Here is a 16,916-nt window from a genome sequence, read left to right as displayed (position 1 = left end):
ACTACAATCCTAATTTTGATTGAACATCGATGGCGATTTCGGATAATGGCTTCATACCATTGTTGAAATGAATTTGCTTGGTGGATTGTGATAAAATACGAAGTAGTTGAATTCGCATTTCCCGGTAGCCACCACTGCCCCGGAATTGATTTTGATTTTGTCGCTTTTTGTCTTGTTCTGGTATTTGCGGATCAAATGCCGACGGCGTGCGCCAATCAAATTTTTCTACAACCTCCTCAGATATCGCGTTTAAAAAATCATAAATTACCTTTTCAGCTCGGAAAGAATTGACGATTTTTTCAATCGCCTCATCAGTAGTAAATTTTTCAGTGTCAACAGATACGTAAAACTTATTTAGCTTTAGGGAGTCATATGCAACAAACGATAAATCATTAAAGAGGAATAATATTGGACGTATTCCCTGATCTGTAGTGAAGAAACTTAGAGGATGTGTAAATGCGAAGCTAAGCTCACTAGGTGTTGCTATCTGACTTTCTGTAGGTCGTTTTTTGAGGTCTGTTACCCATTCCGTATTGCTTTTTCCAACAGCGGAATTTATTGCCTTCCATATAGTTATTAGGTAGGCAGCTTGTGTTTCCTTGTCCCATTGTATAATATCCTGTTCGCCTACGTTCATTTCTCCGCCAAATAAACCGCCAAGCTTACCATCCCATTTTTTTACAAAACTGGTAGTAAGTGAGTTTATGAAGGCATTCTGAGAAACAGGACCACCGCTATTATCACCAGTGTTGCCGAGCATATTGATCCTATTATACCAAGGGCTGACTGGACTTTTCCAAAGTAGCTCAGTAAGTTCTTGTGCGCGAACTTTTTTATAAACATCTGGACCATTCAAATCTTGCTCTAGCCAGTCTTGTATTCGAAGTAACGGCATAAGATCATAAGCTAGACTTGTGTTGATACGCTTAGGCTTTATATTGATAGTGTAAAATAAATAAGCCTGCCACGTAAAGTCCAGATCGTAAAATGCTACTACTGGAAATTCAAAAGTACCTTCTAATTCTGATATGTGGTCAAAGGCTTTAATACGATGTTGACCGTCAATAATTTCAATTGGTGATACAATTGGTGTCCAGTTCTCTGACCAAATTCGTTTAGGTAAAACTAGTTCTGCAAAGTTCTCATCAATGTCAATAATTTGAATGGTGGAATCGTCTTCGATTACATTTTGCCTTCGGACGCTATGTGCTCCCAGTATATTAGCAATAATTGAAGTAGGTAACCAGCCTGGCATTTGTAAATTTCTGTAAGTTTCGGTATCCTTTTGTTGAGCTGAAATTGTTGACCATGGGAAGCCGCCGTTTACATATTCTCTTATCTCATTAGACCTATCCTCACTATGTTTTCTTTGGCTAAATTGTTCATCGCTTCTCGCTACAGACGAATTACGGGAATGTACAGAGTATATACGTTTGAGCAACAAAGCCGGAATGTTGAACTGAAAAAAATACTTTCCTGGCTTTTTTCTGTTTTTTGTATTGAAGTTAGGAACATGATCCCAAGAGTTAAGCCATTGTTTAACTTTTAAAGCTTTTATTCGGCCATATTTTTCAAATGTAATACCGTTCTTCTCTAGTTCATAAAGTGAATTAGATATGCCAGTGCCATTAACCCATTGCTCATATTGAGTCATGTTTAAACTCAATAATTTATTAAATTTATAACGTTCGGAAAGCTCTAAAAAGTTATTCTGTGCTTCCTCTTTACCGTATCCTATGGTTTCTAACCTATTAACTAATAGCTGCTTGGTTAATTTACCAACTTCTCCTGATGTAAATAATAATGACAAATCATAAGGAACTTGTGATTTTCTTCTAAATATTTTATCTGCAGCACCAGATTCAACGAGCATGCCTCTAATATTAGTTAGTTGCTTGTCCTTATCAATATCTAAGAGGCCAGCCATATTACCCAATGAACTTTTATCAGCAAACAAATCGATGGTGAAAGCATGAGTGGTGATAGATGCAACCAACGCGAACAGACCTAATTGATCGGGGTAATTATAAATTTCTTTCCAAAAAGAAGGAAGCTCATCGTCCAGAGAATCCATACCCAGAAAATGATATAAAGTAGGGGGATCAATTGGCTTTTCCCTATTTAAATATACATTTATCTCATTGTTTAAAACAATTGGAATTACCTTAACGGTATCATACTTAGTTAAGGAGGCATTTAGGTTAGTGATAGATGGTTCTTTAGGCATTTCTTTTAAAACTAGCAACAATTAAATATTCGACAACGTCACGTTCCGGATCTTCATAGCGTCCCATCGTGCTGTGTTTATGCTCCAATGGCTTAACGTGTAAATCGTAACTCTTTATCGTAAAAATAGATTTGGCTAAATCTTTTATTTCTTCAATTTTCACAACCCCATTATCGCTATAACTTAGCACCAATTGTGCTTTTTTGGCCAAAACGCCACGAAACAAGTCTTCAAATGCCTTTGTGGCTTTCGTTTTTTGCGAAAACGGGGATTGATGGCGATCATCACGATATCTGCCTTTATGCGTGATCGTTGGGTAATCATACTTAGTGAGGGTTTCTAATGCATGATAAAATCTTGAATAATGCACTGGGGCGTAGGGAGGGTCGGCGTATACGGTACACCCCTCCGGGACCCTTTCAAGACATTTTTCAAAGCTAAGCGTAGAGGTTTCTAGTGTTTTCAACGAATTATCCAAGCAATCAAAAAGTTCTTTAAGCTTTTTAAAAAAAAGTTCCTCCAAGTTTTTTTGCCGGTAAGTTATGATGTTATTCATTGCATCAATACTATTGCCATCCCGGTATTGTGCGAAATGACCTGTACTCTGCGTACTGTAAGACATCGCATACATGATGCTTGACATAATAGGATAGTAGACAGGAGATGTTTTGAAATTCTCAGCACTTTTTCTGAGTGAATCAATCCAAACGCATTGTTCAAATGACCAGTAAGTGCCTGAATACATTTTAACAAACAAGTGAAAGTCAAATCCAATTTTTTTGCCTTCCAATAATTTTCGTTGCAAAGATTCGATATGTTGATAAAACTCAAGGGTATGAACTTGAGAGTAATCAAAAAATAAATCTGGGAACTTCTTTTTGAAAAGCAGTTCATGTTGTTTTGCCACCAACAAAATTTGCTCGCGGATTTCGGAATAATCTATATGGCTCAAATCTGAAAAATAAGTTTTTGCCAATATTTCAGAATACTCTTGTACGTCATTCGATATAAAGTTCAGCTGTTTTCTTAATGCTGCAGAAACTGAACATGAGCCCGAAAATAAGTCGCAGACGGGTAAATCGAGATCTGTGTGAATGTCAACAATAGCGTTTGTAATAAAATCTATTATTGGTTTCTTAGACCCCATATATTTAACAATATGCGGAATGGCTGTGATATTGCCGCGCTTATCGGCATAATTATCACTTTTCTGGGTATCGGAAACTATAAACATAACACTTGCAAAGCTATCAAATAAGGTTGTCCGACAGTTTTTTTTAAATTTATATTGGTATTAGAAACTAAATTACTCATCTGCAGATAATACCTCTTCTTGTAACTCATCAATTTGAACACCCAGCCATTGGTTTAATGTCTGTAAACGTTGGTAATTTTCTAAAGTTACGGTTTTGCCAGATGAAGCATGGGCAACTATTCTTCTAACTTCATTAATAAAATCTAACCATTCAGTTCTCTTGTCTTTACCGCCCTTGCCGTATCCAAATTTCTTTTCAAAAATTTCCCAGTTATCGTGTATGATTTTTTTGTAGTCCAACAGATCAAAATAATATTCTTTACCTCCTCTTTTATTTTTGTCTTCCTCCATACGGCTGGATACTTTGGTTCTTATCGTTTGTGGAATACCCTCATACCACCATATTTCATCATCTGTGCCAATATTCAGCTTTAACTCATTTATAATATCATTTTGCAAACTAATCTCCATTTGATCAATGATTTCCTTAGCATTTTTGTTGGTCTGCTGTTTCTGAAGGCTTTGCCACTCATCTAATCCGTCAGGGTTGAATTCCGGCATGATATTTCTCATGCCAACCTGACATTGCATGGTGCGATAAGTTATTCCCTGAATACCTCGCAGATCCCTAAATGACTTTTGTTGTATCTCAGTTAACCCTGCTAAGAATTGACTCAGTGCTACACTATAAGGTTTAATGATTTCCAGCAATTCTAAGTCCGAATAACTCACTAATTTGAAACCTTTCCTTTCTAAAAGTTCAAAAAGATTTCTGAGTACAGAAAAAATGGCAGCAACACCATCATTCATTGATAGGCCCCCACCGGGTGCAGACCCCAAATTCCACCAGGCAGTATTGTGATTGGCAACTTCACTTAACCATCCGTTGAGGATGAATGTAGCTCGTTTTAACGTACTATTGTTATTGCCAGCCCAAAGTGGGCCGTACTCAAGCACATTTCCGCCACGTTCCTTAGCGATAAAAAAACCCTTTTTCTCAATTTGATCAAAGAGACTTTTTAAAGTGATACATCTAACATTATCTTTAACGCCATCAGTGGTTTGAATCCTGTTAAACAATATCGAGCCAGGGTCGTTGTTTAAATCCTGTATGCTTTTTGAAATGATTGCACTTACACGATCAGATAACTTATCCGAATCCCAGTGCAATTCAGCAAATAACTCTTGCAATAGTGATTGTTTGACGCTCTTTTGTTTTGCGTTGATGTCGATGAACAGTTCTGCTTGCTTACTCGGTTTAAGCCCTTCGAAAGCCATCACTGAAAGCTTACTTTTATGCGATTTAGGATGTCCAGAATAAGCATATAGGCGATGTTGACCATCAATAATCCACGCTGATTTATAAGCAGCTTTGATATCTAGCCAACCAAGTATCCCCGCATTAGTCTCATCATCCTGATCACCTTCTTGTTTGACCCTTTGAAAATTAAGCCTATTTTTTTCGATATTTAAAATGATATTAGTGGGAAATATACCGTCCTCTGATAGATATTCTCTGATTTTATTTAGCCGCGATTTAGTCAGCATTCGCTGATATGTATTTATATCAGAAGCTTTGCCCTTAGATCGATGCGAAACGTACGCGATCTTCAACAAAAATTCTGGTGATATAGAGAATGTATAGCAGTTGTTACCGCCCATTTTACTTTTAATAGCAGGGATTTTAATAGACAACCCAGGAATTTCTTTACCAGGAAGCATATCCGACAAAATTTGATATTTAGCGGCAGGACCGAGATGGTTGACTAAGTTTTCATAATAGGTTAAGTCAACATCGTCGAACAATATAATATTAGATTGCTTCGCTCTTTCTTTATCGTTTTCATTTAAAATAGCCTTACTTAAAAACATGATAAATACAGGCTGCTTTTTGACCCCATCATTAGAAAAATTGTTTCTAATTGCTTTAATAAACGGATCTTTTATTTGAGAAAATTTACCTAATTCTTCTTGGAACTGAAGCCGCTTTTTATAATCTGCAGATGATTTGCATTCAATCGCAATAGCGACCTCACGGTCTAAAGCGACAATGTCAATTTGAGACTTTGGCGAATTTTTTTCTTTTGGATTGATAATAAGTTGACCGCCACCCTGACCAGAAAGCTGGCTAAAACCCATTTTGAAAAACATAGTCCACACTCGATCTTCTAATAGCAATGAGTGCTGTTTACTTCTTCTAACCTGAACCGTTTTTGTTAATTTTTTATAAAATTCCCACCCTTGAGCAACATAGACTTCCAAGTCAGCTGGGTGAATTGCTTTTATTTCAAAGGCACGACCCTTTAAACGAGATAATCCTACAAAAGCAGAAATGTCTTTAACATTTTCAATCATGATATAATAATAACAGGTTTTAGGTAACTAAGCCAAATATTTAGTTTGAATCCTTTTATGCAATAAAATGTTAAGGTAGAAATTATTGTTGAGTAAAATTACCAGTATGTTAATTTAAGTTACAAAATGCGTCAATGAATTTGGTTAAAGGATTCTCAAACAATATTTGAAAATGAATTGCTCTGAAAGCTTTTTTATCCTATTTTTGATAAGCATTGACAGCAAATAAAAAGTCAACAAGTGCGCAATAGTTCCTTAGAAGTTTCAGAAAATGCCCTAAACCACACCCTCGTAAATAGGGCGTAATTAAAGCATTTGATAATCAATACATTAGAGCGTTTCGGATGCATCCTGCCATCCCGACAAACGGAAATTAAGCCTTACCTGTTGTAAACAGGTGAGGCTTTTTTATTTTGCAGCGTTGCGAACCAATAGGCAATCAAAAAATCAGCCCCAAATTTAATCTTCACATAATATTTTGTTTGTAAATTAGTGATAATCAAAACCTTTCACTATGTCAGTTTACAAAATAGTAACCAGCCTTTGGGCTAACACCTTTAAAGGCATTGACACGCATGGCGTGGGCAAAAGCAAAAACAACACGATATTAATGGGTTCGTATGTGGCGCTTACCGGGCAAACCAATGGCGCCTGGCAGGAAGTTAAAGCCTTTGGCACCACCGGCTGGATAAACAGTGCCGACATTGGCGACGAGCCCGGCATGAAAATATTTTTTGTTGACGTTGGCCAGGGCGATGGCGCACTGGTTGAAGTTGGCAACAAATTTAAAATGCTGATAGATGGAGGCCCTGATGATAACCTGGCCAATTACCTGAGCAAATGGCAATACAAATACTATTTTGACAGGGGCGAAAAGGTGCACTTTGATTATGTAGTGATCAGCCATTTTGATAAGGACCATTACGCGGGGCTGATTGACATTATTAATGACGACCACTACACGTTTGGCACCATCATCCATAATGGCATAGCCAAGTTTAATGATAGCAAGGCCAACTTTCCCGCAGAATACAATACAGAGCTGGGCCGAACCGAAGCAGGATACTTAACCACGACGTTTAATACCTTAGCCGACCTGGAAGCGCTTAAAACCAAAGGCGGTATGCTTGACCTGTTGGAAAAGTTTGTATTCGCGCTAAGCAATGCGAAGCAACAAAACCGCCTGCAAAACATTGTACGCGCTGATCATAAAACGCCATCTATCAGCAAAGACATTGCGGGCAAAACGCTGAAACTGGATTTTTTAGGTCCGGTGATATCGCCGGGCACGAAGCGTTATCCGTATTTTGAAGACGAGGCTCACACCATTAACGGCCACAGCGTGGTGCTGAAATTGACCTACGGCCAGCGTACCGTTTTATTTGGCGGCGACCTGAACACGCCGGCAGAAGAACACTTGTTGGCACACTACGGCGCTTTGAACCCGCCACAAAACCCTTTCGATGTAGATATTGCCAAGTCATGCCATCATGGTGCTTCAGAGTTTACGGTAGAGTATATGGCCAAAGTAAATCCTTACGCTACGGTGATATCTTCGGGCGATAACGAATCCTATTCGCACCCGCGTGCCGATGCTATCGGCTGCGCCGGAAAATACTCTAAATCATTGAGGCCGCTGGTGTTTTCTACCGAGCTGGCCCGGTCTAGCGATATAAAAAAGGACAAGATCAAATATGGCATGATCAACCTGCGCTGTAATGGCGATGATATTATTATGGCCCAAATGAAGGAAGTGGTTACCGGCGCTTCGGTTTGGGACCTGTATGATAAGTTTATTACAAGTTGATATGTTGGTGAACTGCAAAAACGCTCTGTAGATGATTTTACCGGGCGTTTTGTTAAAAAGCGAATCAATACGGTCTTTCCAGCCTTGTTTGTGTCTATTTTTGACGCATTCGTCTCAATCGTGCCTGTTGTATTCGTAAAGAGCAGCGGCGTTTTTACATTTGATGTTACCGATATAAATCAGGTGTTTAACACATGAAAACACATTACCTACTGTCATGCCTGCTTAGTTTAAGCAGCCTGTCGCTTTTTGCGCAATCGCCTAAGCAGCCTAACATTGTCCTTATCCTTACTGATGATCAGGGTTGGGGCGGCACGTCTGTACAAATGGACCCGAAAGACCCGCGCTCGGCCAGCGATTTTATGCGTACGCCCAACCTGGAGAAATTTGCAGCACAGGGTATCCGCTTTACAAACGGCTATACATCGCACCCCAACTGCTCGCCAAGCAGGGCCAGCATACAAACCGGTAAAACACCGGCACGTTTGGGTTTAACCGATATTATAAACCGTTCGGGCGGTTCTACAAACCCGGAGTTTAAATTGGTTTCGCCACCAAACAGCCGGGGCTTATCAACATCCGAAGTAGCCATAGCGCAAATCATCAAACAAAACCGCCCTGAATATGCTACCGCCTATTTTGGCAAATGGCACCAGGATAAATTGGGCCCGGAAGCACACGGCTATGATGCCGGCGACGGCCCGACCGGGAACGGAACTAAAAAAGTAGAAGGCGACCCCAAATATATTTTCAGCGTAACCAAACGCAGCTGCGACTGGATGGACAAACAGGTAGCGGCTAAGAAACCTTTCTTTTTACAAGTGTCGCACTATGCGGTTCACCAACCTATTCAAACCAATGATAGCACCAGGGCCAAATACAAAAACATGAAGCCGGGCTCGCGTCACAATAATGTAGCCTATGCCGCCATGACAGAGGACCTTGATACCGGTGTTGGCGCCCTACTTAAAAAAATAAAAGACCTGGGCATTGAAGACAATACCTACATCATCTACCTGTCAGACAATGGCGCTATCCCTGGATTAAACCCGGGCAATACCAGTGGTCAGCTGCGCGGATCAAAAGCTACCGTTTGGGAAGCCGGTATACGTACACCTTTTATAATTGCCGGGCCGGGGATAGCACATAACAAAGTAAGCAATGTGCGTATTGTGGGCTGGGATATTTTCCCCACCATTTGCGACTGGCTGGGCATAAAAAAACTGCCCGAAAATTTGGATGGCGGCAGCTTTGCATCGGTGCTAAAAAACGGAGGACAAGGAACTGTAAAACGGCCATATGATTTTATGGTGTTTCACTGGCCCAACTATGTTTTGGGTAAAGAATCATATCCGACAACAGCTATTATAGAAGACCATTTTAAACTGATCGTATCCTACGAAACCGATGAAAAGTTTTTATACGACCTTGATGTTGACCGTGAGGAAAAACACCCTGTTAACAAGAAGTACCCTGCAATGGTGAAAAAAATGGACGATCAGCTTACAGCATATCTAAGCGCCGTACACGCGGGCATGCCTACCAAGAACCCGGCATTCGACCCGGTAATAAGCGCGCAGAAGTTGAAGAAAGCGAAGCTGAATCCGGCAGACGACTAATAAATTATCCATCATCATAACAAAACGCCTGTTAACATTTTTGCTAACAGGCGTTTTGTTTTATAGCGAGACGATCATTTAACAGCTTTGTAATCTTTCCAAAGCCACTCCAAAGCTTCGGGCAGTGTTTGCCTTTTTACAGCACCATCCACATGCTTAGCGTTTTTGGCGAATATAAACTGGTAAGGATATTTTTTATCCGCCAGTACTTTGGCCATGGTTTCATTAGCCACAACCCAATCATGCATGTTATCACGCATAACGTTGGGGTTAAACAGATCCTGGTCGCCAACCTCCATCCATATGCGTAGGGGCTTTTTAGGGCTGTTGGGGACTATAGTTTCGTGAAAACCCCAGGCACCGTGCGGCGTTTCGGGATTGTGTGGCCATTGTTGGTTAATAAAGGTGCCTGAGTAAGTAAGTACCCGGCGATACAATTCCGGATGATACCAGGCCATGATCAGGGCGCATGATCCGCCGGAGCTGCCGCCCATGGTAGCGCGGGCCGATGGATCTTTAGTTAGTTTAACGCCGCATTTGCTTTCTACCAGGGGCAGTATTTCGCTTTCAACAAATTCGGCATACAGCCCGCTCATGGTATCATACTCCAGGCCACGCTGGCTGCCTTGCGCGTCTCCGCTGCCATTGCCTATAGAAATAGCCACCATTGCCGGCACTTTGTTTTTAGCTATCAGATTATCCAGTACGGTAAACAGTAAATTATCGGGCCCATCGGCACCAATAATAAATGGCGCGGCGGTACCGGCAACATATTGTTTTGGCACGTAAATAGCCATTTGACGGGTATAAGGCTTGGGCTGGCTGTTATTAACAATGATTTTGGCCGGATCTGACGGGTCTGCAGTGCCACGCACATCTGGTACGCGCCCGATGCCCGGATAAATTTTGCTGTCGGTTGAACTGATGGTGAAACGATAAACGGTTCCCTGCGGGACATCGGCCTGAACTATAGCGTCCGGCGAGGGCGTATGCGTTGGGCCGATAATAAAATTGCCATTTGCCTTTGCCGAGGGTATTTCCCCGTCAGGGAGCTCTTTCGCCTTAACATAACCCAGCGTATGCGGGTCGCGAATGGGTATCTGGGCGAAAGCCGCATTTAAGCTTAAGCCAACGAAGGCCATCAGGCAAATATTCATTTTTAACTTCATTGGTCTCATTATTAAAATTTACTATTCTTTGCCCGGCAGCACTTTGATCTCAATATTCCTGAAATCAACCGGCTGGCCCTCACTTTGCAGCGCTATGTAGCCGCTGCTTAATACTTTACCGTCTATTTTAAATTTGGGGTCGTGCCCGGTTACAATGCCGCCGCCAATGGTTGGCCTCGAATATTGCAGCACGGTATCGCCGTTAATAATGTGTTTGATGATCTTGCTGCCCATTACAATGAGTTCGCCTTTTACCCATTGGTCGCCATCATAAGTTTTTGAGGTGGAGTTGATGCAATGATCGGGTGATACGCGGCCCTTATAAACCACATCGGTACCCGGCGAACACATGTTGCCTGTTGGGCGCGAACGGCCGTCGCCCAGCCCTCCCAATAACTGCATTTCTATGGATATAGGCCAATCTTGGTTTTTAAGCATGGTACGCGGGTCCTGCGAGTGGAACATTACGCCGCTGTTAAGTAAGGTATAGCTTGGCGCGCCTTCTTGTTGTTTCCCTACAAAGCGATACTCAAACCTTAAATGGAAATAGGAAAAAGGCGTGTTGTAATACAGGTGGCCAAAGCGATCGTTAAACTTTCCGTATTTGTCGTATCGTATTTTGATGATGCCGTCCTCTACCCGGAAGGTATTACCAAAATTGTCGCCTGTTTCATAGTGGTTGATCTTGACGGTCCAGTTTTTAGTGTCTTTACCGTTGAACAGGGATTTCCAGCCTTTGTCGGCTTTTTGGTCCTTGCTTGTGCTACAGCCCAAAAACAGGCCGCCGGCTAAAAGTAAAACATAAGGCGTTTTGGTAATTGGAGATAGGTTCATGAATATATAATTGGTTGCCTAAATGTAGGGAATGCGTTTGGAGATAGCAAGCGCGTGAGGATGAACAAGATGATGGTGCAAATTTTATGGAAGAAAATGAAAATAAATTTGCGTCGTTAAATAGCGACAGATATATTTGTCGTCAAATAACGACACGATGTTGCTCAGAAGAGATATATTCCAGGCCCTTGCCGACCCAACCCGCAGGTCTATTTTAATAGTACTGGCTTCGCAAACCATTACGGCCGGCCAAATTGCCGAACGTTTTGACGCCGCGCGATCAACCGTATCCAAACACATACAGATACTCACTGAATGCGGCCTGGTAGAAGCCAAGCCACAAGGGCGCGAAATATATTACCAGCTACATATGGATAAAATGCAGGAGGTGGATATATGGATGGCCGAACTACGCGGTATATGGGATGCTCGCTTTGATAATTTAGATAACTATATAGAAAAAATAAAAAAAGAACGAAACTATGGAAGCAACACAAACCCGCGAGATGCGGATAATAAGAACGTTTAACGCGCCGGTAGAATTGGTGTGGGAAATGTGGTCGACCCCTGAACATATAGCCCAGTGGTGGGGACCAAAAGGATTTACCAATACCATACATAGCATGGACTTTAGCGATGGTGGCGAATGGAAGCTCACCATGCATGGCCCGGACGGAACAGATTATACGGGAACTAATGTGTTTAGAGAGGTGATCCCCTTACAAAAGATAGTTTACGAGCACTTTCATCCGCACTTTGTAACCACTATACTTTTTATCGACAAAGGCGAAGAAACCACCATCGACTGGACCATGCAGTTTGATAGCGCCGAAGAGAAGGCCGCTATAATAAAAGCAGTTAAGGCAGATAAAGGACTAGAAGAAAACCTGGAGAAACTGGGTGAGTATCTTTCGAAATTACCTAACTAAAGTTCAAAAGCCCTTGGGATATCTCAGGGGCTTTTGGTTTAAACTATCGCCTGTCCAACCGTCAGCAAATTATTATCCGGATCCAGTATCGAAAACTCCATCTGGCGCCAATACTTATGCTCGGGTGGCGAACACTTAACGCGCGCGTTTTTTGCTGCTTGATAGAAGGCGTCAATATCATCCGTGCGAATATACACCTGCCCATAATTTTCTTTCGGATCCAACTCATTAAACTGGAAGAAGTGGATCTGTATGTTATCCTTTTCTACCATTAGGTAATCATCATAATCGCCTCCAAATTGGGTAAAACCTAATTGATCGATATAAAAACTACGCGTTATGGCTTTATTGCGCATAGGTAGTTTGGGGTTGATGGAGGTAAGCATATGCAGCTGGTTTTGTAAAGCAAATATTACCAATAATTTTAATATCAGCGCATTATCAATCTGTTAATTGCTTTTATATTGCGTTATCATTTATAGACCAATAAACCGATTATACCATGAAACGTAATTTAATTATAGCGCTGCTACTGGCATTTGGCCTGCAGGCAAGCGCACAACAAACAAACGCGACGCCCGAGCAACAACGCGCCCGTGGCCGTTTCCAGGTGGGCGATATTACCACTGACCCCGGCGTGCGCGACCCTTGCATGGCCAAAGAGGGCGACACCTATTATGTTTACTTTACAGGCGGTGGCATACAGGTATGGTCGTCAAAAGATATGAAGACCTGGACCAAGCAGCCCTCTGTATTTAGCGTGGCGCCGTCATGGGTGGCCCAGAAACTGCCAAGCTTTAGGGGCCTGGGCTTTTGGGCGCCCGATCTGAGTTACCATAACGGCACCTGGTATTTGTATTACGCTACATCTATCTTCGGTAAAAACACCTCTGTAGTGGGCATGGCCACTAATAAAACCCTCGACCCAAAATCAAAAGATTATAAATGGGTTGACCAGGGCATGGTAGTACAATCAGTAACGGGCCGCGATGACTGGAACACCATTGACCCTAACCTGGCGGTTGACGATAACGGAACACCATGGCTTAGCTTCGGCTCGCACTGGAACGGCCTTAAACTGGTAAAACTGCAAAACGATTTTAAAACCCCGGTTGAGCCGCAGGAATGGCACACCATAGCTGCCCGTCCGCGCGATTTTAAATATAAGGACGAAGAGCCCGGCGACGGAGCGATTGAAGCTCCCTTCATTTTCAAAAAAGATAAATACTATTACCTCTTTGTTTCATGGGACAGGTGCTGCTCCGGGCCTAACAGCACATATAACATCCGTGTAGGCCGATCAGAAAAAATTACCGGCCCGTACCTGGATAAAGACGGTAAGGACATGGCTAAAAACGGCGGTACCCTGGTACGTGGCGGCGACACCGGCACTAACCGTAAAATATACGCCCGGGGCCATAACTCGGCACATACATTTGATGGCGTTGATTACATTGCCTACCACATGTACAACGATAGTTACGAAAAACTGGGGATCGATAAAATTACCTGGGTGGATGACTGGCCGACGGTAAAGCAATAAAAATCAAAATAGAAAACCCTGTTAAACATTGCTTCAACAGGGTTTTCCATTTAAAAATGTCAGGTTACTTCTTCTTCGAATCCAATTCTATCTGCAGGTTGATCAGCTTATTAATACCATCAATGCGGTATTGGTGAACGATCAATGTATCGGCCGGCGTCATCCGGGTAAGGATTTGACGGTAATGTGCCATGATCGGTCGGAGTTCATTATTAACTTTCTCTACCGGGGAGCTATTGCGCATGCCTTTTTCCACCCATTTGTTAGCCTCGTCTATCACGGCTTTAGCGCTATCAACTAAAACCGTGTCACTTTTTGGCTCATCGGTAACCGCCGTTCCAAGGCTTACAGGGTTTGATTGTTGCGTATTGTTGCCGCCGCATGAGGCAAGTGCACCTATAAGGATGGCTGCGTATAGAGCTTTCTTCATGGGCTAAAGCTAAAACCTTATTAGCATAATTACAAGTTAACGAAGATTGCCCGGCGCCGTTGCTATATTATTTACAACTAATTATATTTGGCAAAACCGGATAGCCCGGGATGTAGCGTAGCCCGGTATCGCGCCAGCATGGGGTGCTGGAGGTCGTGGGTTCGAATCCCGCCATCCCGACGTATAAACAAGCCTCGCCGCAACGGCGGGGCTTGTTGCAATATAGCCCTCAGTTGTAATGCATCTATGGCAGCTTTTTTGTTAGCGAAAGCTGATTATATTTGTTTAACATCAGCATCTATGAAGAACGAAGGCCATCCGCTTAGTATGGAGCAATTATTGGAGGTGTTGTCTTTCACGAAGGACGCAACGGCTATACACTATTCTGAAGATGCCATTATCCAATATGCCAATGAGCCGATGTTGGCGTTTTGGGATAAGGGACCTGGCGTGATCGGAAAAACCCTTGAAGAGGCGTTGCCTGAGCTTAAAGGCCAGCCATTTATCGGCCTGTTTAAAAAGGTATGGAACGAGGGCATAACCGTTAGCGGCACAGAAACCCCCGCCGACCTGGTGGTTAACGGCAAACTGCAAACCTTTTATTTTGATTACGAGTACCGGGCCATTAAAGATGCCGAAGGTAAAACCTATTGTATACTCCATACCGCGCGTGATGTTTCGGACAGGGTGTTAAGCCGTAGGCGAGAACAAACATTAAATGACGAACTAAGCGCAGCCAATGAAGAATTGCAGGCGGCCAACGAAGAAATGAATGCTTCTAACGAAGAACTCACCGAATCGCGCCAGCAATTGTTTAGACTGTACGAGGAGTTATCCGAAAGCGACCGGCGTTTTAGAAGCATGGTAAAACAGGCGCCTATCGGCTTATGTATCATCAACAGCCGCGATCTGTATATATCCGAAGTTAACGACGCTTACCTTGACCTGGTTGGCCGCAAGCGCGAAGAACTGCAAAACCGCACCATCTGGGAAGCCATTGCCGAAGCTGCTGACGCCTACGCGCCCATTATGAACGAAGTGATCAATACCGGCCTGCCTTTCATTGCTAAAGAGCACGAAGTGGTACTGTTGCGACAAGGAGTACCCGAAACTACATTTCTTGATTTTGTGTACGAACCCATGTTTGGCGAGGATGGCGTAACCGCTATTATGGTGCTGGCCATTGACGTATCAGACAAAGTATTGGCCCGCCGTAGTATTGAGGAAGTTGAAGAGCGGATAAGGCTGGCTGTCGAGTCGGCAGAGATCGGTACGTATGATCTGAATTACGTGACCAAACAAGTTCAAACATCCGACCGATATAACGCCATATTCGGTATCAAAAAGGCAGGATCATGGAGCGAGTTAACCAGTGTTATACATCCGGATGATATGCCTGCGCGCGAAGCTGCGCATGCCGAGGCCCTTAAAACCAGCAGGCTTGCATATGAAGCCCGGATAATTCATCCTGATCATAATATACGCTGGATAAGGGCGCAAGGTAAAGTGTTTTTTAACAAGCATGGAGAGCCGGTGCGCATATTAGGTACCGTATTAGACATTACCGACTTTAAACGCCTTGAACAGCAAAAGGACGATTTTATAAGTATTGCCAGCCATGAATTAAAAACCCCGATAACCAGCCTTAAAGCCTCGCTGCAATTGCTGGAACGAATGAAAAATGAACCCACATCGCCGGGTATGCCCAAGTTGATAGATCAGGCTGTGCGCAGTATGCAAAAGGTAAGCGCGTTGGTTGACGATCTGCTAAATGTGGGCCGCACTAAGGAGATAGAGTTGAAACTTAATAAATCAATCTTTGTGGTCGCCGATATGCTTAAGGCCTGTTGCAGCCATATCCGCGTGGAAGGAAAATATACGCTGACCGTTTCGGGCGACGAAAAACTGGAGGTATATGCAGATGAGCATGCCATAGACCAGGTGGTGATAAACCTGGTTAACAACGCAGTGCGCTATGCGCCCGATTCGTTAGAAATAAGCATGCACGTTGCCCAGGCCGGAGATTTTGTCAAAGTATCTATTATAGATAGCGGCCCGGGTATCTCCGCCGAAAAAATACCGTATTTATTTGACAGGTATTACCAGGCACAGTCTATGGGTTTCAATAAATCTGGCCTTGGTTTAGGCCTGTACATTTGTGCCGAGATCATTCGCAAGCATGGTGGCCAGATAGGGGTTGAAAGCGAGCTGGGCGAGGGCAGTACATTTTGGTTTACGTTATCGGCAGGCAGGGCTTAAGGTATCCGCACATCATTGCTATCGGCACGCAATTGCGTTAATAGTTTTTCAATATTACGCAGCGTAGTTTCTTCCGTTTTGATCATACCAAAATAACGCAGGATGTCTTTTTTGCGCGATGCTGTAAGCCGCTCAAACACAGGCATTAATTTTTCCCGGTTCAGGGCTTCTTCTACTAGCTTCGGCATGGGGTAGTTTAGCGTCACTTTGTGCTTATCCTGCTCTATAGCAAATGCCGCCACCTGGCCCAGAGCTGTTTTGCCGCCCTTCATCATTATGCCGTTTACAAATAGTCGGTATGGTCCGTTTTTTACAGGCACCAGGGTTTGGGCAAACTCAAAATTATTAATGGTTCCCATAATGCGTATGTAGCCTTTTTCGGGTTGCATGGTTTGGGTAATAGCCTCTGGCACATCAACGCACCAATTGATCCCGGTTTTATAAATAGATGCTTTAAATTGATGTTTCATAGGTGTAATTAGCTAACGG

The 16,916-nt window shown here is 42.8% G+C and carries 14 protein-coding genes and 1 tRNA gene; 7 read left to right on the top strand and 8 right to left on the bottom strand.

Translation table 11 applies throughout. The features are described from left to right. Position 1 precedes the first annotated feature (1 nt). From AC59JT_RS15755 to AC59JT_RS15745, 3 genes are all read right to left on the bottom strand, one after another. Positions 2-2,227, bottom strand: a complete 2,226-nt coding sequence (locus AC59JT_RS15755) for a DGQHR domain-containing protein (protein WP_497400641.1) — start codon at positions 2,225-2,227, stop codon at positions 2-4. Next, positions 2,220-3,461: a DNA adenine methylase gene (locus AC59JT_RS15750; RefSeq protein WP_497400639.1), complete on the bottom strand. Its 1,242-nt coding sequence runs from the start codon at positions 3,459-3,461 to the stop codon at positions 2,220-2,222. Before AC59JT_RS15750 ends, AC59JT_RS15755 begins: the two co-directional genes overlap by 8 nt. A 72-nt stretch (positions 3,462-3,533) precedes the next feature. After that, complete coding sequence (locus AC59JT_RS15745) at positions 3,534-5,837, bottom strand: DGQHR domain-containing protein (protein ID WP_497400637.1); 2,304 nt, start codon at positions 5,835-5,837, stop codon at positions 3,534-3,536. Positions 5,838-6,351: 514 nt separating this feature from the next. On the opposite strand from AC59JT_RS15745, the gene AC59JT_RS15740 reads away from it, so the two are divergent. Together AC59JT_RS15740 and AC59JT_RS15735 are read left to right on the top strand one after the other, a co-directional pair. Further along, a complete protein-coding gene (locus tag AC59JT_RS15740; protein ID WP_497400635.1) occupies positions 6,352-7,644 on the top strand; it encodes a hypothetical protein in 1,293 nt (430 codons plus the stop codon). 194 nt (positions 7,645-7,838) lie between these two features. Continuing rightward, positions 7,839-9,263: a sulfatase gene (locus tag AC59JT_RS15735; protein WP_497400632.1), complete on the top strand. Its 1,425-nt coding sequence runs from the start codon at positions 7,839-7,841 to the stop codon at positions 9,261-9,263. 74 nt (positions 9,264-9,337) lie between these two features. Here AC59JT_RS15735 and AC59JT_RS15730 read toward each other — a convergent pair whose 3' ends face one another. Together AC59JT_RS15730 and AC59JT_RS15725 are read right to left on the bottom strand one after the other, a co-directional pair. After that, positions 9,338-10,432, bottom strand: a complete 1,095-nt coding sequence (locus tag AC59JT_RS15730; RefSeq protein ID WP_497400630.1) for an alpha/beta hydrolase — start codon at positions 10,430-10,432, stop codon at positions 9,338-9,340. 21 nt (positions 10,433-10,453) lie between these two features. Then, a complete protein-coding gene (locus AC59JT_RS15725) occupies positions 10,454-11,266 on the bottom strand; it encodes a 3-keto-disaccharide hydrolase (RefSeq protein ID WP_497400628.1) in 813 nt (270 codons plus the stop codon). Between the two features lie 157 nt (positions 11,267-11,423). Here AC59JT_RS15725 and AC59JT_RS15720 point away from each other — a divergent pair, with 157 nt between their 5' ends. Next, positions 11,424-11,795 (top strand): ArsR/SmtB family transcription factor, encoded by a 372-nt coding sequence (locus AC59JT_RS15720; protein WP_497400626.1) that lies wholly within the window; start codon positions 11,424-11,426, stop codon positions 11,793-11,795. Beyond that, positions 11,749-12,195: an SRPBCC domain-containing protein gene (locus AC59JT_RS15715; protein ID WP_497400624.1), complete on the top strand. Its 447-nt coding sequence runs from the start codon at positions 11,749-11,751 to the stop codon at positions 12,193-12,195. Before AC59JT_RS15720 ends, AC59JT_RS15715 begins: the two co-directional genes overlap by 47 nt. 38 nt (positions 12,196-12,233) lie before the next feature. On the opposite strand, the gene AC59JT_RS15710 is transcribed toward AC59JT_RS15715, so the two are convergent. Continuing rightward, on the bottom strand, positions 12,234-12,581 hold the full coding sequence (locus tag AC59JT_RS15710) for a bleomycin resistance protein (protein ID WP_497400621.1): 348 nt from the start codon (positions 12,579-12,581) through the stop codon (positions 12,234-12,236). Positions 12,582-12,697: 116 nt separating this feature from the next. Between AC59JT_RS15710 and AC59JT_RS15705 the strand changes: the two genes are divergently transcribed. Then, entirely contained in the window at positions 12,698-13,738 is a 1,041-nt protein-coding gene (locus tag AC59JT_RS15705) for a family 43 glycosylhydrolase (protein ID WP_497400619.1), read from the top strand. Between the two features lie 64 nt (positions 13,739-13,802). On the opposite strand, the gene AC59JT_RS15700 is transcribed toward AC59JT_RS15705, so the two are convergent. Continuing rightward, positions 13,803-14,168, bottom strand: coding sequence for a hypothetical protein (locus AC59JT_RS15700; protein WP_497400617.1), 366 nt, complete (start codon positions 14,166-14,168; stop codon positions 13,803-13,805). 106 nt (positions 14,169-14,274) lie between these two features. On the opposite strand from AC59JT_RS15700, the gene AC59JT_RS15695 reads away from it, so the two are divergent. After that, positions 14,275-14,348: transfer RNA gene (locus tag AC59JT_RS15695), tRNA-Pro, on the top strand. 120 nt (positions 14,349-14,468) lie between these two features. Continuing rightward, positions 14,469-16,427: an ATP-binding protein gene (locus tag AC59JT_RS15690; RefSeq protein ID WP_497400615.1), complete on the top strand. Its 1,959-nt coding sequence runs from the start codon at positions 14,469-14,471 to the stop codon at positions 16,425-16,427. On the opposite strand, the gene AC59JT_RS15685 is transcribed toward AC59JT_RS15690, so the two are convergent. Next, positions 16,424-16,897 (bottom strand): DUF1905 domain-containing protein, encoded by a 474-nt coding sequence (locus AC59JT_RS15685; RefSeq protein WP_497400613.1) that lies wholly within the window; start codon positions 16,895-16,897, stop codon positions 16,424-16,426. The two genes, AC59JT_RS15690 and AC59JT_RS15685, sit on opposite strands and share 4 nt — an antisense overlap. Positions 16,898-16,916 lie beyond the last annotated feature (19 nt).

This window comes from Mucilaginibacter sp. A3364 (genome assembly GCF_059690715.1).
This window is presented reverse-complemented; position numbering and strand designations above follow the sequence as displayed.